Source organism: Massilia aerilata (assembly GCF_042656905.1).
Taxonomy (GTDB): domain Bacteria; phylum Pseudomonadota; class Gammaproteobacteria; order Burkholderiales; family Burkholderiaceae_D; genus Telluria; species Telluria aerilata.
This window is the reverse complement of the sequence record NZ_JBHSMZ010000026.1, coordinates 192949-210948: the sequence shown is the minus strand read 5'-3', so window position 1 is coordinate 210948 and position 18000 is coordinate 192949. Positions and strand designations below refer to the sequence as shown.

Annotated in this window: 17 protein-coding genes; 8 read left to right on the top strand and 9 right to left on the bottom strand. The window is 66.4% G+C overall.

Features of this window, described 5'->3' with window-relative positions; genetic code table 11:
* Positions 1-38 precede the first annotated feature (38 nt).
* From bioB to ACFPO9_RS26145, 7 genes are read right to left on the bottom strand one after another with little or no spacing between them, the layout of a single operon-like run.
* A complete protein-coding gene (bioB, locus tag ACFPO9_RS26175) occupies positions 39-1067 on the bottom strand; it encodes a biotin synthase BioB (RefSeq protein WP_379777051.1) in 1029 nt (342 codons plus the stop codon).
* A 23-nt stretch (positions 1068-1090) separates the two neighbouring features.
* On the bottom strand, positions 1091-1915 hold the full coding sequence (gene bioD / locus ACFPO9_RS26170) for a dethiobiotin synthase (RefSeq protein ID WP_379777048.1): 825 nt from the start codon (positions 1913-1915) through the stop codon (positions 1091-1093).
* Positions 1912-3117: an 8-amino-7-oxononanoate synthase gene (bioF, locus tag ACFPO9_RS26165; RefSeq protein ID WP_379777045.1), complete on the bottom strand. Its 1206-nt coding sequence runs from the start codon at positions 3115-3117 to the stop codon at positions 1912-1914. Before bioF ends, bioD begins: the two co-directional genes overlap by 4 nt.
* On the bottom strand, positions 3114-4463 hold the full coding sequence (gene bioA / locus ACFPO9_RS26160) for an adenosylmethionine--8-amino-7-oxononanoate transaminase (RefSeq protein ID WP_379777043.1): 1350 nt from the start codon (positions 4461-4463) through the stop codon (positions 3114-3116). Before bioA ends, bioF begins: the two co-directional genes overlap by 4 nt.
* A 5-nt stretch (positions 4464-4468) precedes the next feature.
* Entirely contained in the window at positions 4469-5257 is a 789-nt protein-coding gene (locus ACFPO9_RS26155; protein ID WP_379777040.1) for an enoyl-CoA hydratase/isomerase family protein, read from the bottom strand.
* Between the two features lie 16 nt (positions 5258-5273).
* Positions 5274-6881 (bottom strand): carboxyl transferase domain-containing protein, encoded by a 1608-nt coding sequence (locus ACFPO9_RS26150; protein WP_379777037.1) that lies wholly within the window; start codon positions 6879-6881, stop codon positions 5274-5276.
* A gap of 17 nt (positions 6882-6898) precedes the next feature.
* Positions 6899-7360, bottom strand: coding sequence for a YchJ family protein (locus ACFPO9_RS26145; RefSeq protein WP_379777034.1), 462 nt, complete (start codon positions 7358-7360; stop codon positions 6899-6901).
* Between ACFPO9_RS26145 and ACFPO9_RS26140 the strand changes: the two genes are divergently transcribed.
* Positions 7311-7571 (top strand): hypothetical protein, encoded by a 261-nt coding sequence (locus ACFPO9_RS26140; RefSeq protein WP_379777675.1) that lies wholly within the window; start codon positions 7311-7313, stop codon positions 7569-7571. The two genes, ACFPO9_RS26145 and ACFPO9_RS26140, sit on opposite strands and share 50 nt — an antisense overlap.
* A 12-nt stretch (positions 7572-7583) precedes the next feature.
* Here ACFPO9_RS26140 and ACFPO9_RS26135 read toward each other — a convergent pair whose 3' ends face one another.
* Both ACFPO9_RS26135 and ACFPO9_RS26130 read right to left on the bottom strand, forming a co-directional pair.
* Positions 7584-8825, bottom strand: a complete 1242-nt coding sequence (locus ACFPO9_RS26135; protein ID WP_379777031.1) for a D-amino acid dehydrogenase — start codon at positions 8823-8825, stop codon at positions 7584-7586.
* Between the two features lie 96 nt (positions 8826-8921).
* Positions 8922-10289 (bottom strand): serine hydrolase domain-containing protein, encoded by a 1368-nt coding sequence (locus tag ACFPO9_RS26130; RefSeq protein WP_379777029.1) that lies wholly within the window; start codon positions 10287-10289, stop codon positions 8922-8924.
* A 149-nt stretch (positions 10290-10438) separates the two neighbouring features.
* Between ACFPO9_RS26130 and murQ the strand changes: the two genes are divergently transcribed.
* The 7 genes from murQ (at position 10439) to ACFPO9_RS26095 (ending at position 17982) form a co-directional block, all read left to right on the top strand.
* Complete coding sequence (murQ, locus tag ACFPO9_RS26125; RefSeq protein WP_379777026.1) at positions 10439-11320, top strand: N-acetylmuramic acid 6-phosphate etherase; 882 nt, start codon at positions 10439-10441, stop codon at positions 11318-11320.
* A gap of 76 nt (positions 11321-11396) precedes the next feature.
* Positions 11397-12662: an MFS transporter gene (locus ACFPO9_RS26120; RefSeq protein ID WP_379777023.1), complete on the top strand. Its 1266-nt coding sequence runs from the start codon at positions 11397-11399 to the stop codon at positions 12660-12662.
* Between the two features lie 139 nt (positions 12663-12801).
* Entirely contained in the window at positions 12802-13944 is a 1143-nt protein-coding gene (locus ACFPO9_RS26115) for an acyltransferase family protein (RefSeq protein ID WP_379777021.1), read from the top strand.
* 17 nt (positions 13945-13961) lie between these two features.
* Positions 13962-15572: a glycoside hydrolase family 10-like protein gene (locus ACFPO9_RS26110; protein WP_379777018.1), complete on the top strand. Its 1611-nt coding sequence runs from the start codon at positions 13962-13964 to the stop codon at positions 15570-15572.
* Positions 15573-15589: 17 nt separating this feature from the next.
* The gene (locus ACFPO9_RS26105; RefSeq protein WP_379777015.1) at positions 15590-15982 is read left to right on the top strand and encodes an MAPEG family protein; all 393 of its coding nucleotides are present in this window, start codon (positions 15590-15592) and stop codon (positions 15980-15982) included.
* Between the two features lie 88 nt (positions 15983-16070).
* Complete coding sequence (locus ACFPO9_RS26100) at positions 16071-17006, top strand: N-acetylglucosamine kinase (protein ID WP_379777012.1); 936 nt, start codon at positions 16071-16073, stop codon at positions 17004-17006.
* Between the two features lie 37 nt (positions 17007-17043).
* Entirely contained in the window at positions 17044-17982 is a 939-nt protein-coding gene (locus tag ACFPO9_RS26095) for an N-acetylmuramoyl-L-alanine amidase (protein ID WP_379777009.1), read from the top strand.
* Positions 17983-18000 lie beyond the last annotated feature (18 nt).

Sequence of the window (18000 nt, the reverse complement as noted above, 5' to 3'; positions counted from 1 at the left end):
CCGCCTTCGCGGGAACGACGGCTCACGGTGCGGTGGCCTCAGCAGCCGCAACTTTCCTTCTGCACCGACTCCAGCATCGCCGAGCGGGTCCTGAGTCCCAGCTTCTCCAGCAGCGCACGGTCGTCGTTCGCTTCCGGGTTATCGGTGGTCAACAGCTTGTCGCCGTAGAAGATGGAGTTGGCGCCGGCCATGAAGCACATCGCCTGCACCGCCTCGCCCAGCTCGCGCCGGCCAGCGGATAAACGCACGCGCGCCTTCGGCATGGTGATGCGGGCCACGGCGATGGTGCGCACGAATTCGATCGGGTCCAGCGCCGGCAGCCCGTGCAGCGGGGTGCCTTCGACCTGCACCAGGTGATTGATCGGCACCGATTCCGGATACGGGTTCATGTTGGCCAGCTGGGCGATCAGGCCGGCGCGCTGCGAGCGCGTCTCGCCCATGCCGACGATGCCGCCGCAGCAGATCTTTAAACCGGCATTACGCACGCGTCCCAGGGTATCCAGGCGGTCGTTGTATTCGCGGGTCGAGATCACGTCGCCATAAAAGTCCGGCGAGGTGTCGATGTTGTGGTTGTAGTAGTCCAGGCCCGCGTTCTTGAGCTGTTCGGCCTGGCCCGCTTCCAGCATGCCGAGGGTGGCGCAGGTTTCCATGCCGAGCGCCTTCACGCCGCGCACCATGGCTTCGACCTTCTCCATGTCGCGCTCTTTCGGGCTGCGCCAGGCGGCGCCCATGCAGAAGCGGGTCGCGCCCTTGGATTTGGCTTCGGCGGCCGCGGCCAGCACGGTGTCCAGCTCGAGGATCTTCTTGGCTTCGACGCCGGTGTCGTAGCGCGCCGCTTGCGGGCAGTAGCCGCAGTCTTCCTCGCAGCCGCCGGTCTTGATCGACAGCAGGGTGGCCAGTTCAACGTCGCCGTCGGGGAAGTTGGCGCGGTGGGCTTGCTGGGCGCGGAACATCAGCTCCGGCAGCGGCAGCTCGAACAGGGCCAGCACGTCGGCCAGCGGCCAGGTGGCGTCCTTCGGCAGCGAGGCCTGGGTCGCGGGCGGGTGAAGGGTAACGACTTGGGTCATGTTTGCATCCTTGTTTTGGTGTTTCAGGAGCGGACGGACGGCCATCCCGGCACGCCCGCGAGCTCGATATAGGCCGCTGCATCGGCGGCCGATGGTTGGTCCAGGCGCGGCACGCGTCCCAGCAGGGGCGCGGGCATGCGTTGTTCGAGTGCGGCCACGTTCTCGTCGGCGAAGCGCATGCCGGGGTCGACCTGGTTGGCGACCCAGCCGGCCAGCACCAGGCCGCGCGCGACGATCGCCTCGGCGGTCAGCAGCGCGTGGTTGATGCAGCCGAGGCGCAGGCCGACCACCATGATCACGGGCAGGTTGAGCTGCACGGCCAGGTCGGCGCTGTCGAATTCCTCCGAAAAGGGCACGCAGAAGCCGCCCACGCCTTCGACCACGGTGGCGTCGGAAGCGCCCAGGATCTCGGCATAAGCGGTCAGGATGGGCACCGGCTCGATGCGCACGCCTTCCAGTTCCGCAGCGATGTGCGGGGCGCAGGGCTCGCGCAGCATGAAGGGCGTGGTGATGTGCTGCGGCAGGTGCACGTTGCCGGCGGCGCGCAGCATGGCGGCGTCTTCGTTGTGCAGCTCGCCGTCGCGTTCCTCGGCGCCGGCCGCGATCGGCTTCATGCCGCAGGCGCGCTGGCCGTGCTGCACCAGCTTGTGCAGGATCGCGGCGGAGATCAGGGTCTTGCCGATCTCGGTATCGGTACCGGTGACGAAGCAGGCGAAGCGCGTCGGCACGCCCTCGGCGGCCAGCGGGGCCGGGATGGCGGCGACGGCGGGTGCGGTGGCCGTCACCGGCTCCGCGTAGCCGACTTCGGGCTGGGTGCCGCCCGCTTGTTCGGGATCGTTGAGGCTCATGCTGCGCTCCTTTCCAGCTGGTGTTCAAATGCATTGAGCGTGGCGGCCAGCCGCGCCACCTCGTCTTCCGTGTGCGCGGCGCACAGGGTCACGCGCAGGCGCGCGGTGCCCGGCGCCACGGTCGGCGGACGGATCGCCGGCACCCACAGCCCCTGCTCGTGCAGGCGGCTCGCCACATACAGGGCTTCGTCGTTGCCGCCGATGACGATCGGCTGGATCGCCGTGTGCGACAGCGGGCGCTGCCAGCGTGCCAGCTTCAAGGTATCGTCCAGCAGCGCGATCAGCCGGTTCAGGTGCGCACGGCGTGCGGCGCCTTCCTCGCCCTCGATGATGTCCAGGCTGGCCAGCAGCGCATGCGCCAGCGCCGGCGGCGCCGCGGTCGTGTAAATATAGGGGCGGGCGCGCTGGATCATCAGCTCGACCACCGAGGCGTGGGCAGCGATGAAGGCGCCGCCGACGCCGGCCGCCTTGCCCAGCGTGCCGACATACACCAGGTTGGGCGAGCGCAAATCGAAATGTTCGAGGGCGCCGCGGCCGTGCGCGCCAAGCACGCCGAAGCCGTGGGCATCGTCGACCACCAGCCAGGCGCCATACCGTTCGCACAAGGCCAGCAGCGCGGGCAGCGGCGCCAGGTCGCCGTCCATGCTGAACACGCTGTCGGTGACGACGATTTTTGCCCTTGCATTGCTGGCGATGAGTTGCGCTTCCAGCGCCGCCACGTCGCGGTGGGGGTAGACCGTGACGCCGGCCCGCGCCAGGCGGGCGCCGTCGATCAGGGACGCATGGTTCAGCGCCTCCGAGAAGATCATCGCGTCCGGGTCGCTGCCCAGCGCGGTCAGCACCGCCAGGTTGGCCATGTAGCCGGTGCAGAAGTAGAGCGCGCGCGCATCGACCAGGTGCGGCGCCTCGAAGGCGGCCAGCCGCTCTTCCAGTTGCGCGTGTGCGCGGCCATGGCCCGACACCAGGTGCGAGGCGCCGCTGCCGGCGCCGTACAGTTCCGCCCCTTCGCGCAGGGCCGCGACCACGCGCGGGTGCGCGGCCAGGCCCAGGTAGTCGTTGCTGCAGAAGGCCAGCATGGGGTGGCCGTCCACCAGCTGGCGCGGCGCCGTGGGCGAGTCGGCGGTACGGCGGCGGCGCATCAGGCTTTGCGCCGCCAGCGTGTCCAGCTGGCGCTCGATGCCGGCGATCAGATCCTGGGTCATTCCGCGATCACCTTTTCGAACACGGTGCGCGTGCGCGCGGCCAGCCCGGCGATCTCTTCCTCGTCCAGCACATACGGCGGCATCAGGTAGACCGTGCGGCCGATCGGGCGCAGCAGCAGTTCGTTCTCGACCGCGCTGCTGAAGAAGCGGCGCGCGAAGGTCGCCGCGCGCTTCGCATCCGGCTCGACGGCGTCGAAGGCCAGGATCATGCCGCGCTGGCGGACGTTGGTGACGCGCTCGTGCTCGAGCAGCGGCGCCATTTCCAGCATCAGGCGGGTGGCCGTTTCGCGGTTTTTGACGAGCACGTCGTCGTCGCGGAAGATCTGCAGGGTCGCCAGCGCCGCGCGGCAGGCCAGGGCGTTGCCGGTATAGGAGTGCGAGTGCAGGAAGCCGCGCGTGATGTCTTCGCTGTAGAAGGCTTCGTAGATCTTGTCGGTGCTGAGCACCAGCGACAGCGGCAGGTAGCCGCCGCTGATCCCTTTCGACAGGCACAGGAAGTCCGGCCAGATGGCGGCCTGTTCGCAGGCGAAGAAGGTGCCGGTGCGGCCGCAGCCGACCGCGATCTCGTCGGCGATCAGGTGCACATGGTGCTTGTCGCACAGCTCGCGCAGGCGCTGCAGGTAAAGCGGGTCGTGCATCGCCATGCCGGTCGCGCACTGCACCAGGGGCTCGACGATGATGGCGGCGATGGTGTCGCCGGATTCAATGAACAGCTGCTCGACATCCTTGATCGCGCGGCGCGCCACGTCCTGGCTTGACTCGCCATCGACGGCGTTGCGCGCATCCGGCGAGGCCACGGTGCGGGCGGCGCGCAGCAGCGGGCCGTAGGCGTCCTTGAACAGGGCGACGTCGGTGACGGCCAGCGCGCCGATGGTCTCGCCGTGGTAGGAGCCCTGCAGGCAGACGAATTCCTGCTTGTTCGGGTAACCGGCGTTGCGCCAGTAGTGAAAACTCATCTTCAGCGCGATTTCCACCGCCGAGGCGCCGTCGGACGCATAGAAGGCGTGGCCGAGCGCGTGGCCGGTCAGCGCGGCCAGCTGCTCGGACAGTTCGACCACCGGCTCGTGCGTGAAACCGGCCAGCATCGCGTGTTCGAGCGTATCCAGCTGCTGCTTGAGCGCCGCATTGATGCGCGGGTTGGCGTGGCCAAACAGGTTGACCCACCACGAACTGATCCCGTCCAGATAGCGCCGGCCCTCATGGTCATAAAGCCACGGGCCTTTGCCGTGGCTGACCGCGATCAGCGGCACCTCTTCGTGGTGCTGCATTTGCGTGCATGGGTGCCAGACGCTGCGCAGGCTGCGCGCGATCCAGTCGGAAGAGCTGTGGTGTGTCGGGTGCGTCAAGATACTTATTCCAGCCAGGCGGGTTTGCGCTTTTCGAGGAAGGACGCGACCCCTTCGCGTCCCTCGGCGGATGCACGGATCGCCGCGATGCGCCCGGCCGTATCGGCCAGCAGCACATCGTCGATCGGCAGCCCGGCAATGTCGCGCACCAGCTTCTTCGCTTCGCGCACGGCATTCGGGCTGTTGTTCACCAGGGCGCGGGCGATGCCGGCCACGGTGGCGTCGAGTTCCTCCGCCGGCACGACTTCATGCGCCATGCCCAGGCGCTTCGCTTCGCGCGCATCGAAGCGCTCGGCGGTGAGGAAGTAGCGGCGCGAGGCCTGGTCGCCCATCGCCTTGATGACGTAGGGGGAGATCGTCGCCGGGATCAGGCCCAATTTGACTTCGGACAGGCAGAAGTTGACGCCGTCGGCGGCCACCACGATGTCGCAGGCCGCCACCAGGCCCATGCCGCCGGCGTAGCAGTCGCCCTGGACTTTCGCGACGACAGGCTTCGGGCTGAAGTAGATGGTGCGCAGCATGTCGGCCAGGCGCAGGGCGTCGGCTTCGTTCTCCTCATGCGAATAGCCGGCCATCTTCTTCATCCAGTTCAGGTCCGCGCCGGCGCAGAAGGCCGGGCCGTTCGCGGCCAGCACGATGGCGCGCACGTCGGCATCCTGGCTGACTTCGTCGAAGGCCATCGTCAGGTCGGCGATGGCGGTTTCGTTGAAGGCGTTGCGCACGTCCGGGCGGTTCAGGGTGATGGTTGCGATCTTGTTCGCAACGCCGATCTCGAGGGTGTCGTAGGTATCCATCGCATTGTCTCCCTTCTTACATCCTGAATACGCCGAACTTCGTGTCTTCGATCGGGGCGTTGAGCGCGGCGGACAGGCCCAGGCCCAGCACCATGCGCGTGTCGGCCGGATCGATGACGCCGTCGTCCCACAGGCGCGCGCTGGCGAAATAAGGGTGGCCCTGGTGCTCGTACTGGTCCTTGATCGGCTGCTTGAACGCAGCCTCCTCATCTGTTGACCACTGGCCGCCCTTGGCTTCGATGCCGTCGCGCTTGACGGTGGCCAGCACCGATGCCGCCTGGTCGCCGCCCATCACGGAGATGCGCGCGTTCGGCCACATCCACAGGAAGCGCGGCGAGAAGGCGCGGCCGCACATGCCGTAGTTGCCGGCGCCGAAGGAGCCGCCGATGATCACGGTGAACTTCGGCACCGAGGCCGTCGCCACCGCGGTCACCATCTTGGCGCCGTTGCGGGCGATGCCTTCGTTCTCGTACTTGCGGCCGACCATGAAGCCGGTGATATTTTGCAGGAACACCAGCGGGATCTTGCGCTGGCAGCACAGCTCGATGAAGTGGGTGCCCTTCAGCGCCGACTCCGAGAACAGGATGCCGTTATTCGCGATGATCCCGACCTTCATGCCGAAGATGTGGGCGAAGCCGCACACCAGGGTGGTGCCGTAGCGCGCCTTGAATTCGTCGAACTCGCTGCCGTCGACGATGCGGGCGATCACCTCGCGCACGTCGAAGGGTTTCCTTGTATCGACCGGGATCACGCCATACAGCTCTTCCGGCGCGTACTTCGGTTCCTGGGTGTCACGCAGCGCACCCTGTTGCGGTTTCACGCGGTTCAGGTTCGAGACGATGGTGCGCGCCAGCGACAGCGCGTGGGTGTCGTTCTGGGCCAGGTGGTCGGCCACGCCGGACAGGCGGGTGTGGACGTCGCCGCCGCCCAGGTCTTCGGCGCTCACCACTTCGCCGGTCGCCGCTTTCACCAACGGCGGGCCGCCCAGGAAGATGGTGCCCTGTTCCTTGACGATGATGGACTCGTCGCTCATCGCCGGGACGTAGGCGCCGCCGGCGGTGCAGGAGCCCATCACCACCGCGATCTGCGGGATGCCCTTGGCGGACAGGTTGGCCTGGTTGTAGAAGATGCGGCCGAAGTGGTCGCGGTCCGGGAAGACATCGTCCTGGTTCGGCAGGTTGGCGCCGCCCGAATCGACCAGGTAGATGCAGGGCAGCTTGTTCTGCTCGGCGATCTCCTGGGCGCGCAGGTGTTTTTTCACCGTCATCGGGTAGTAGGTGCCGCCCTTGACGGTGGCATCGTTACAGACGATCACGCACTCCTGGCCGGCCACGCGGCCGATGCCGGTGATGATGCCGGCGCTGGGGGCCGCGTTGTCATACATCTCGTAGGCCGCCAGCTGGGACAATTCCAGGAAGGGCGTGCCCGGATCGAGCAGCATCTGCACGCGGTCGCGCGGCAGCAGCTTGCCGCGGGCGACATGCTTGGCGCTGGCCGCTTCGCCGCCGCCCTTGGCGATGGCCGCGACTTTGGCGCGCAGGTCGTCGACCACGGCTTGCATGGCCGCGGCATTGGCCTTGAAATCCTCGCCGCGCGGGTTGAGCTTTGTTTCGATCTGGGGCATCGCGTCTCCTGCGTATTCTATTTGGTACCTTGCTCGGGGAAGCTGCCGTCCACATAGAACCAGCGCATGATCGAACCCGGGTCGCCGGGCGTTTCGGCCTCGCGCACGAAGTGACTGATCTCGTGCAGGCGCTGGCCGCGGCCATTGACCCTGAAGCGGGCGACGAATTCGACGGTGTCCTGGTCTGTCTGTTCCGGCAGATCTGCTTTACGTTGACGTAAACGTAAAGCAGATTTTATCTCAAGTCCGAGCCATTGAATCTTTTCATTTTTGTCGATGATGGGATCGCTTGGCCGGGTGCTGGGGTGCCAGGTGGCGCGCAAGTAATCTTCGACCCCCATCACATAAGCCGTGTAGCGCGAACGCATCAGCTTCTCGGCCGTGGGCGGCAGCTCGGCGCCGGCGATATACGGACCGCAGCAGCGCAGGATGGGCAAGGTGCTGCCGCAAGGGCAGCCGGATTTCGGCGGGGTAGACATGGCGGCAATTATCCGCCATTTCAGGGGCTCAGGTGAAAGGGCGTGCCGGTTTGGGATTTCCGAGAAGACAGCATATTGCGCGCTGTTGCCGCATCTTCGGCCATCTTTTGCCGAAAATAAATTCAACCGTCCCGAAAAATTTCCAAAAACCGGGGTCAGAGCCCGAATTTTGGTAACTGCCTTTAGGCTATTTCCACAAACCGGGCTCTGACCCCGGTTTGCGTTAGCGCAGGCTCAGGCCTTCGAGCGTGAACGGTGGGGCTTTGCCCTGCACCAGGTCGGCCAGCACGGTGGCGGTGCCGCAGGCGAAGGTGAAGCCGAGGGGGCCGTGGCCGATGTTCAGCCACAGGTTCGCGTAGGGCGAGGGGCCGACGATGGGGGCGCTGTTCGGGGTGGCGGGGCGCAGGCCGGCCCAGGGGATGACGCTGTTGTAGTCGGCCGCGTTGGGCATGGTTTCGCGCACCTGGCGCGTCAGGCTGGCCAGGCGGCGCGCGTCCAGGCTCAGGTCTTCGCCCATCATGTCGACCATGGCCGCCACGCGCAGCTTGCCGCCGATGCGTGCGTACAACACTTTGCGTTCGAAATCGGTGACGCTGATCTCCGGCGCCACGTCTTCCGGGCGGATCGGCGCCGTCAGGCTGTAGCCCTTCAGCGGGTAGATCGGCAGCGAGATGCCGGCGCTCTTGCCCAGCGCGCGGCTTTGCATGCCGGCCGCCAGAACGTAGGCGTCGGCTTTCACCAGGCCGGTGCTGGTCTGCAGGCCGGTGATCTTGTTGCCGGCGGTGACGAAGCGCTGCGCGTCCGCATGCAGGAAGCCGCTGAAGCGCGGATGCGCGGCGATGCGCTCGGCCAGCTTCACGCAAAACAAGTAGCAGTCGGCCACGGCTTCGCCGCCGTTGTAGATGCCGCCTTCCAGCTTGTCCGCGACAGCGGCCAGCGCCGGCTCGTGGGCCGCGCAGTCGGCCGCGCTCCAGACCTGGGTCTTGTTGGACGACTCCATTTTGGAAGTCGCCGCTTCGAAAGCCTTGCGGGTACGGTAGACCACCAGCTTGCCGGATTCGCGCCACTGGAAGGACTCGGGCGGCACCACCGGCTCGAGCTGGACCATTGCGCGGCGCGACAGTTCGCCCAGCTGCAGCAGTTTATGGGTGGTCTTGCGGTTGGCGTCGGCGCGGCAGTTGGCCAGGAAGGCCGCCAGCCAGGTCCATTGGTGCAGGTCGACCTGGGGCTTGAAGCGCAGCGGGCCGTATTCCTGGAACATCCATTGCAAGGCTTTCAGCGGCACGCCGACGTCGGCCAGCGGCGAGACGTAGCGGTAGCTGAGCTGGCCGCCATTGCTGAAGCTGGTGCCGGTGCCCACTTGTGGTGCACGTTCGAGCAGCGTGACCTTGTGGCCCGCCTCGAGCAGCCACCAGGCCGAGGTCAAGCCGACAACACCCCCGCCGATCACGATTATTTCTTGCATCCGCGCACACTATTTTTATTAGGTAATGACATGGAAGCTTAGGGGCTGGCCCCTGCTTTCGCTAATGAATGTAGCGCGGGCAGGCATAACCGCCAGTCATGCACGCACCAGGATGGCGCGGCGATGCATTGCCGTGAGGATCTGTTCCTGGAAGCGCGCCAGCGAGGAATAGGCGCCCTTGTAGGCCAGCGGGTCGGTCGACGTGCCGCCGACCAGCGCCACCATGCCGTTCCGGTTTTTCAAATCCGCGGCGAACACCGACATCAAGCCATAGGCATCGCCCAGGTGGCCGACCGCCGCAAAACCGCCGCCCTCGACCAGGCGGGTGCGGGTGGCGGGATCGTCCGGGAACTGCTCGTTGCCCAGGCCCCAGCAGTTAAACAAGCCGTCGAGGCTGTCGCCGTTGCCGCCCCTCCCATCGTAGGTCCATTGGCGCGCGAACATGCGGTCCAGGGTCGCCTGCTGCAGCAGACGTTGACCGTCGTGCACCCCGCCGTTCATGATCATCTGCATGATGACGCCCATGTCGTGGGCCGAGATGCGCATGCCGCCGGTCGGACTGAAGGGCGTGGCATTCGCGCCGATGACGTAGCGTTCGATGCCGGGCGGCGGCGAAGGCGGGGAGCGAGAATAGTCGTCGGCCTGGGCGATCCAGGGGCCGTTCGCGTCCCATACCTCGGTGTCGACGGTGCGCTTGCGGTAGAGCGTGGCGATGTTGGCGATGTCTTCCGGCGGCAGCTCGGACGGGTTGTAGCCGGCGTGCAGGCCCAGCGGCTCGACCAGCAGGCGCCGCATCAGGCGGTCGAAGCGCTCGCCGGTGACACGTTCCATGATGGTGCCGATCACGCCCCAGCCGAGGTTGCAATAGGTGAAATAGGCGCCCGGCCCGGCATTCGCCGCCCACATCTTGCCCTCGCCATGCAGGCGGCTGCCGGGCACCAGCACGTCTTTCAAGGCGACGTCCGTGCCCCAGGAATAGCCGGCTTCGTCGCGCAGGGACGAAGTATGCGTTAACAGGTGCCGCAGGACGATGGGCTGGTCCGGGAAGTGCGGGTTGCGCAGATTAAAACCGAGATAGCCGGAGACGTCGGCATCGAGATCGAGCTTGCCCGCCTCGACCAGGCGCATCAGGCCAAGGGTGGTCATCATCTTCGAGATCGAGGCGATGCGGAACAGGGTACGGGAGTCGACCGGTTTGCCGGCGATGCCGCCAGCGCCGATGAAACGCTGGCCGAACTGGGCTTCATAAGCAATGCGGCCGCCGCGGATCGCCAGCACCGACAGGCTGGCCAGTTCGCAGGCGGGATTCGCGACAATGGCCGCCAGTTCCTGGTCGAGCTTCGCCTTCAGCGCGGCAGGCATCGTGGCAGACGAGGTACGGCCAGACGCGGGCGTGGCCGCCATCAACGGATCGATCATGCCCAATAAAGCCATTCCCACCACATTGCGCCTGCCCCGATTCATATCGTCTCCTCATCGTTATCATTTCCAGCATACGGAGTCGCCGCACAGCAGGCCAATGAATAGGCCGAAGCTGTACATAACTTTTCGTAATGATAATGGCCGATCCTTTCATGGCAGCCTGCTGGGATTGGTATTACACTGGTTTTACTATGCTGAACACCGAAACCCCCGCCTCGCAACACGCTTCCCTGGATCAATATCCCACCACCGAGCTGGTGAATGTGCTGGTCGATGACCAGTTCAAGGCCGTGGAGGCGGTCCGCGCCGCCGCACCGCGCATCGCCGCCGCCGTGACGGCCGCCTTGCCGCGCATGGAAGCGGGCGGACGCCTGATCTACGTCGGCGCCGGCACCTCCGGCCGCCTGGGCGTGCTGGACAGCGTCGAACTCTACCCGACCTTCTCCTGGCCGCACGGCCGCGCGGTGGCGCTGCTGGCCGGCGGCACCGACGCCATGTTCGTCGCGGTCGAAGGCGCCGAGGACGACATCGTCCAGGGCGCGGCCGACCTGCAGAGCGTGAACGTGGGCAAGGACGACGTCGTGCTGTGCATCGCGGCCTCGGGCGGCACGCCTTATGTGCTGGGCGCCCTGCGCGCGGCACGTGCCGCCGGCGCCCTGACCGTCGGCTTCGCCAACAACCCGGATGCGCCGGTCGCCACCGAAGCCGAAATCGGCGTCACCCTGGACACCGGCCCGGAAGCCATCTCGGGCAGCACCCGCCTGAAGGCCGGCACTTCGCAGAAGATCGCCCTGAACACGTTCTCGAGCGCCCTGATGGTGCGTTTGAACAAGGTTTATGGCAACCTGATGGTAGACTTGAAGGCAACCAACGCCAAGCTGGTGCGCCGGGCGATCCGCCTGACCACCTTCGCGACGGGCGCCGACGACGAATCGGCGCGCCAGGTGCTGGAGCAGTGCGGCTTCCACGTCAAGGTTGCGATCGTGGCCTTGTCCAAGAAAATCCAGGTCGAGCAGGCGCGCGCCTTGCTGGACAGCGCCAACGGCAGCGTGCGCGACGCATTGGCAAGCTGAGCATCGCCAGCTGACGCGGTTCCGCTGAACCCCAGCGGCGCATGCGCCGCGCCCGGCCTGGGATCACGAAAGAGTTATGCAGACATCGCAAGCAAAGAACCCGTGGCTGTGGGTGCCCTCCCTGTACTTTGGCCAGGCAATCCCCTACATCGTCGCCAACAACCTGTCGGTCGTCATGTACAAGGACATGGGGATCTCCAATACCGACATCGCCTTCTACACCAGCCTGCTCTACCTGCCCTGGGTGATCAAGCCGCTCTGGTCGCCGCTGGTCGACATGTTCGGCTCCAAGCGCGGCTGGACCGTCGCGCTGCAGCTGCTGCTGGCCGCCGGCCTGGGGGCGGTCGGCGCGACACTGCATCTACCTGCTTTCTTCACGGTCAGCCTGGCCGTCATGTGGATCATGGCCTTCGCCTCCGCCACCCACGACATCTCGGCCGACGGCTTTTACATGCTGGGCATGCGCCCGCAGCAGCAGGCCGCCTACGTGGGCGTGCGCTCGACGTTTTATCGACTCGCCACATTGGCGGGGCAGGGGCCATTGGTGATTTTGGCCGGTACCCTGGCGGTGTCGCTGAACGACGTGCACCAGGCCTGGGCCATCGTGTTCTTCGTCCTCGCCGGCCTGTTCTTCGCGCTGTTCGCCTGGCACCAGGCGGTGCTGCCGCGGCCCGAGGCCGACCGCCCGGCGGTTGACGGGACCAACCCGCTGCGCGCCTTCCTGGCCACCTTCGGCAGCTTCTTCGGCAAGCGCGACATCTGGCTGATCCTCGGTTTTATCCTGACCTTCCGCCTCGGCGAATCGCAGTTGCTGAAACTGGTCGCCCCCTTCCTCAAGGACCCGGTCGAGAAGGGCGGCCTGGGCCTCACGACCGCGCAATACGGTACCGCCTACGGCACCATCGGCATCATCGCGCTCACCATCGGCGGCCTGGCCGGCGGCTGGCTGATCTCGCGCTGGGGCTTGAAGCGCTGCCTGTGGCTGATGGTGGCCGCGGTGCACCTGCCGGACCTGGTCTTCGTCTACTTGTCCTCGACCCAGCCGCAGAACTTCGGCGTCATTTCCGGCTTCCTGGCGATCGAGCAGTTCGGCTACGGCTTCGGCTTCACCGCGATGCTGATGTACATGATCATGGTCTGCGAGGGCCCGTATAAAACCGCGCACTACGCAATCTGCACCGGCCTGATGGCGCTCGGGATGATGGTGCCGGGGATGTGGAGCGGGAAGCTGCAGGAGATGCTCGGGTATCAGCATTTCTTCGTGTGGGTGTGCGTGGCGACGATTCCGGCGTTTGTGATGGCGGCGCTGGTCAGGATCGATCCCGAATTCGGGAAGAAGTGAGGCCTGCGGCCTCAAAACGTCGTCCCCGCGCAGGCGGGGATCCAAGTTCTGCGTGCGTTTCGACTGTGCGTGCAACTTGGGCCCCCGCCTTCGCGGGGACGACGGCGTATAAATAAAAATAAGAGGGAGACAACACGTCATGCGCGACACAAGCAGCCGCCTGGCTTCGCTCGACGCCTTCCGCGGCTTCACGATCGCCGCGATGGTGCTGGTGAATAACCCGGGCGACTGGGGCCACCTGTATTCCCAGCTCGAACACGCCAAGTGGAACGGCTGGACCTTCACCGACTGCATCTTCCCCTTCTTCCTCTTCATCGGCGGCGTCGCCATGGCGCTGTCGCTGGGGCGGCTGGCCGCAGCCGGCGCCGACCGGCCGAAGCTGCTGGCCAAGCTTGCCAAGCGCGCCGCGCTGATCTTCCTGATCGGCTTCCTGCTCAATTTCATGCCCTACTTTAACGTCGAGAAGGTGCGCATTCCGGGGGTGCTGCAGCGGATCGCGCTGTGCACGCTGCTGGCCGCGCCCATCGTCGTCTACTGTGGCTGGCGCATGCAGCTGGCCATCATCGCCGCGCTGCTGACCTTGTACAGCGTGCTGATGCTGCTGGCGCCGGTGCCCGGCATCGGCGCCGGGGTGCTGGAGCCGGGCCAGGATTTCGGCGCCTGGATCGACCGCGCGCTGCTGGGCAAGCACTTGTGGGTGCAGAGTAAGACCTGGGATCCGGAAGGCCTGGTGTCGACCCTGCCGGCCCTGTGCAGCCAGTTGTTCGGCGTGCTGGCCGGGCGCTGGCTGGCGACGAGCATCCACCGTACCGAGCAGACCGTCTGGATGCTGCTGGCCGGCCTGTTGTGCGTCTGGATCGGCGTGATTCTCGATACTATTCTGATGCCAATTAACAAGAGCCTGTGGACCCCGTCCTATTGCTTCCTGATGACGGGCTGGGCCTTGATCGTGTTTTCCGCCTTTTACTGGCTGCTGGACGTGAACCCCTACGCCGCCGTGCGCGAGGCCGCGGCGCGCTGGAGCAAGCCCTTCATCATCTATGGCATGAATGCGCTGTTCATCTTCGCGCTGTCGGGTTTCCTGGCCAAGATGTTCGGCTTTATCAAATTCACCCAGCCGGACGGCAGCCTGCGTTCGCTGGGCAAGACCTTGTATGCGCCGATTGCCGCGCTGCCGATCGGGCCCGTGAACACCTCGCTGCTGCATGCGGTGCTGTTCAATGCCCTGATGTTCGCGGTGGCCTGGGCCATGTGGCGCAAGAAGTGGTTCGTCAAAGTCTAAGAAAAAGAGGAGTGAAGGTGCAAGCACATCAACAACGACGCGCGTTCGCGCTTGCGGGAGTCGCCGGGGCGCTGGCGCTGAGCGGGCTGTTCTCGGCCTGTACCACGACCCCGGGCGCGGGCAAGATCGCCACGGCCGGCGCCGGTGCGGGCGAAACGCCGCCGCCTGCGCCGCGCGAATTCCGCGCCGTCTGGGTCTCGACCGTCGCCAACATCGACTGGCCCAGCAAGCAGAACCTGAACGCCGCCCAGCAGCAGGCCGAGGCCATCGCCATCCTCGACCGCGCCAAGGCGATGAACCTGAACGCCATCGTGCTGCAGGTGCGGCCCTCGGCCGACGCCATCTACGCATCGACGATCGAACCGTGGTCGGAGTACCTGACCGGCGCCCAGGGCAAGCCGCCCCAGCCCTGGTACGACCCGCTGAAATTCTGGGTCACGCAGGCGCATGCGCGCGGGCTCGAGCTGCATGCCTGGTTCAATCCTTATCGCGCCCGCCACAACATCGCCAGGTCGCCGGCCGCACCGAACCACATCACCCGCAGCAACCCGGCCGCCGTCAAAACCTACGGCAAGTTCGAATGGATGGATCCGGGCGAGGAATCCGCCGTCAAGCAGACCCTGGACGTGGTGATGGACGTGGTGCGCCGCTACGACGTCGACGGCGTGCACATCGACGATTATTTTTATCCCTACCCGATCGAGGCGCCGAATGCGACCGCCGGCAACGAGACCGCGCTGACCGGCAAGGCCGGCAAGACCGAACTCGACTTCCCGGACGAGCCGTCGTGGCAGCGCTACCTGGCCGGCGGCGGCAAGCTGGACCGCGCTTCCTGGCGCCGCCAGAACGTGAACCACCTGATCCAGGCCATGTACGAGGGCGTCCACAAGGAGAAGAGCTGGGTGCGCGTCGGCATCAGCCCCTTCGGCCTGGGCCGCCCGGACCGCCGCCCGCCCGGCATCACCGGCTTCTCGCAATACGACAAGCTGTACGCGGATGCAGAGACCTGGCTGCAGAACGGCTGGCTCGACTATTTCACGCCGCAACTGTACTGGTCGCTCAAGCAGCCGGGCCAGGCCTACGACCAGCTGCTCGACTACTGGATCGGCCAGAACACCATGGGCCGCCACATCTGGCCGGGCCTGTACACCAGCCGCATCGGCATCGCGCCGCCGGCCAAGGATTATCCGCCGCAGGAAATCATCGACCAGATCGCCGTCACGCGCTCGCGCCCGACCGCGGGCGGCCATGTCCACTTCAGCATGGTGGCGCTGATGGAGAACCGCAAGGGCATCGCCGACCAGCTGCGCACCATCTCCTATGCGACCCCGGCGCTGGTGCCTTCGACGCCATGGCTCGGAAAATCCGTGCCGGAAGCGCCGTCGGTGGCGGCCACCCGCAAGGGCAATGCCGTGCGCCTGAAGCTGGCGGCGGGCAAGGAGAACACCCTGTATGCGGTGTGGTCGCGCTTCGGCGGGCAATGGAAGTTCACGGTGGTGCCGGCTGGGCTGAGCGAGTGGCTGGTGGCCGACGATGCGACCCTGGGGGCGGCCGACCTGGTGGTGGTCAGCGGGATCGACCGCCTGGGTAACGAGAGTGCGCGCGTCAAGGCCTGGAAGAAGTCTTGACCCTGATAGGAAATGAAATGACTATCGCCAACTGGTGCATCTTGATCGCCTGCGCGCTTCCGGTCGCGACCGTCGGCCTGGCGAAGCTACATTCGGCCAGCCTGGCGGGCGGCCAGGGACGATATAGCAATCGTCAGCCGCGAGAATGGGCGGCCAGCCTGACCGGTTGGCAACTACGCGCCAATGCGGCGCAGAGCAACGGCTTCGAAGCGCTGCCCCTGTTTATCGGCGCCGTGTTGATGGCACAGCAGGCCAACGCCGATCAAGGACGAATCGACATGCTGGCGATGGCCTTCATCGCAATCCGGCTGGCATATATTGCCTGCTATCTGGCGAATCTGGCGACCTTGCGCACCGTTGTCTGGGGCAGCGGGGTGGTGGTTTGCCTGGCCATCGCCTTCACCAGGTAAAAAAGCCCGCCATAACCTTTAGTCATGCATGTACGCCCCCCTTTCATTCGCGTGCACCACGCGTAGGGGCGTACACTTCGCTTCGACCATGATCCAACCCGAATCTCCCTCCACCCCTGCGCTCGGTCTCGGCATCGACGCCGGCGGCACCCAGACTCGCTGGGCGCTGGCCGCGCCCGGCGGCGCCATCCTGGCCGAGGGCAAGGTCGCGGGGCTGTCGGCCCTGCAGATGGGCACCCCGCACGGCCGCGAGACCGTGCGCGCCACCTTTGCCGAGCTGGCCGCGAACGCGCTGCCGCACGGCGTGCCGGCGCGTGTCCAGGCCGGCCTGACCGGCTTCGGCGGCGACAGCGAACAGCTGCAGCGCTGGCTGGCCGAGCTGCTGCACATGCAGGCGGCCGATATCCACTTCTGCAGCGACATGGAAATCGCCTACCGCGCCAGCTTCGCGCCGGGCGAGGGCTACCTGGTCTATGCCGGCACCGGTTCGATCGGCGCCTTCATCGACCGCGACGGTACGTTCCACCGTGCCGGCGGCCGCGGCGTGGTGCTGGACGATGGCGGCGGCGGCTTCTGGATCGCGAAAGAGGCGCTGCGCCACATCTGGCGCCTCGAAGACGAGCGTCCCGGCGCCTGGCGCGCCTCGAAGATGGCGCAGGCCGTGTTCGACTACGTCGGCGGCGATGACTGGGCATACTCGCGCCAGTTCATCTACGGCCAGGAACGCGGCGCCGTCGGCAAGCTGGCGCTGGCCGTGGCCGCCACCGCCGACCAGGACCCGGCCGCCAGCGCCATCCTGCGCAATGCCGGCCGCGAGCTGGCGCGCCTGGCGCGGGCATTGATCAGCCGCTTCGGGCCGCGTCCGGTGGCGGTGTCGGGCCGCGCCGCCGAGCTGCACCCGTCCATCGTGGCGGCCATGCGCGACCTGCTGCCGGCCGGGCTGGACTTCAGCCAGACCTCGGGCGGCGCCCATTACGCGGCGGCGCGCATGGCGGTCGAGCTGCCTGCCACCCCTGCGGCATAATAATCAATAACAAACACTCGACGAGACCCAAGCACCCATGAAGACCCTTGCCGCCACCCTCCTGATCGCCCTGCTGGCAGGCTGCGCCACCGGCCCGCAATACGACAAGACCTACACGGCCAAGGGCCAGAGCTCGCGCGCCCGCTTCCTGGTGCTGCACTACACCGTCGGCGACCGCGCGTCCTCGCTGAAGACCCTGACCGAGGCGCAGGTGAGCGCCCACTACATGGTCACCGACGATCCCAAGCCGGTCATCTACAACCTGGTCGACGAGAACAACGCCGCCTGGCATGCCGGCAATTCGAGCTGGAAGAATTACACCCAGCTGAACAACAGTTCGATCGGCATCGAGATCGTCAATTCCGGCTGGAAGGACACCCCGAACGGCCGCGTCTACGCGCCTTTCCCGCAATCGCAGATCGACGCCATCATCCCGCTGGTGCGCGACATCGTCACGCGCCACCACATCACGCCGGAAAACGTGCTCGGCCACAGCGACATCGCCCCGCTGCGCAAGCAGGACCCGGGTCCGATGTTCCCGTGGAAGCAGTTCGCCGACGCCGGCCTGGTCGTGTGGCCGGACGCCGCCCGCGTTGCCGTCGTGACGCCGATCTTCCAGACCCAGTTGCCGGACGTGGCCTGGTACCAGAAGAAGCTGGCCACCTGGGGCTATGGCCTGGTCCAGTCCGGCAACCTGGACGAGCAGACCCGCACCGTGCTGTCGGCTTTCCAGATGAAATACCGTCCTGCCAACATCGACGGCATGCCGGACGTCGAGACCGCCGCCCTGCTGGAAGCGCTGACCAACCCGGCCGGCCCGCTGCCGCCGGTACCGGCGCCGCCACCCGTGATCGGCGTGCCGGGCGTACCGCCGGCGGAGCCGGTTCCAGCCCCTGTATCTGCGCCTGTACCGGCCCCGGCCGTAGTCGCGCCGGCTGCCGTTCCCGCAACACCACCGGCAAAAGTCCAGCATTGATGCTATCCGGCAGCGCCA

Excerpts from the sequence above, each read along its gene's own strand:
- bioB (WP_379777051.1), bottom strand. The coding sequence starts at position 1,067 with ATGACCCAAGTCGTTACCCTTCACCCGCCCGCGACCCAGGCCTCGCTG.
- bioD (WP_379777048.1), bottom strand. The coding sequence starts at position 1,915 with ATGAGCCTCAACGATCCCGAACAAGCGGGCGGCACCCAGCCCGAAGTC.
- bioF (WP_379777045.1), bottom strand. The coding sequence starts at position 3,117 with ATGACCCAGGATCTGATCGCCGGCATCGAGCGCCAGCTGGACACGCTG.
- ACFPO9_RS26155 (WP_379777040.1), bottom strand. The coding sequence starts at position 5,257 with ATGGATACCTACGACACCCTCGAGATCGGCGTTGCGAACAAGATCGCA.
- ACFPO9_RS26150 (WP_379777037.1), bottom strand. The coding sequence starts at position 6,881 with ATGCCCCAGATCGAAACAAAGCTCAACCCGCGCGGCGAGGATTTCAAG.
- ACFPO9_RS26140 (WP_379777675.1), top strand. The coding sequence starts at position 7,311 with ATGGGCAAGGTGCTGCCGCAAGGGCAGCCGGATTTCGGCGGGGTAGAC.
- ACFPO9_RS26145 (WP_379777034.1), bottom strand. The coding sequence starts at position 7,360 with ATGTCTACCCCGCCGAAATCCGGCTGCCCTTGCGGCAGCACCTTGCCC.
- ACFPO9_RS26135 (WP_379777031.1), bottom strand. The coding sequence starts at position 8,825 with ATGCAAGAAATAATCGTGATCGGCGGGGGTGTTGTCGGCTTGACCTCG.
- ACFPO9_RS26130 (WP_379777029.1), bottom strand. The coding sequence starts at position 10,289 with ATGAATCGGGGCAGGCGCAATGTGGTGGGAATGGCTTTATTGGGCATG.
- murQ (WP_379777026.1), top strand. The coding sequence starts at position 10,439 with ATGCTGAACACCGAAACCCCCGCCTCGCAACACGCTTCCCTGGATCAA.
- ACFPO9_RS26120 (WP_379777023.1), top strand. The coding sequence starts at position 11,397 with ATGCAGACATCGCAAGCAAAGAACCCGTGGCTGTGGGTGCCCTCCCTG.
- ACFPO9_RS26115 (WP_379777021.1), top strand. The coding sequence starts at position 12,802 with ATGCGCGACACAAGCAGCCGCCTGGCTTCGCTCGACGCCTTCCGCGGC.
- ACFPO9_RS26105 (WP_379777015.1), top strand. The coding sequence starts at position 15,590 with ATGACTATCGCCAACTGGTGCATCTTGATCGCCTGCGCGCTTCCGGTC.
- ACFPO9_RS26100 (WP_379777012.1), top strand. The coding sequence starts at position 16,071 with ATGATCCAACCCGAATCTCCCTCCACCCCTGCGCTCGGTCTCGGCATC.
- ACFPO9_RS26095 (WP_379777009.1), top strand. The coding sequence starts at position 17,044 with ATGAAGACCCTTGCCGCCACCCTCCTGATCGCCCTGCTGGCAGGCTGC.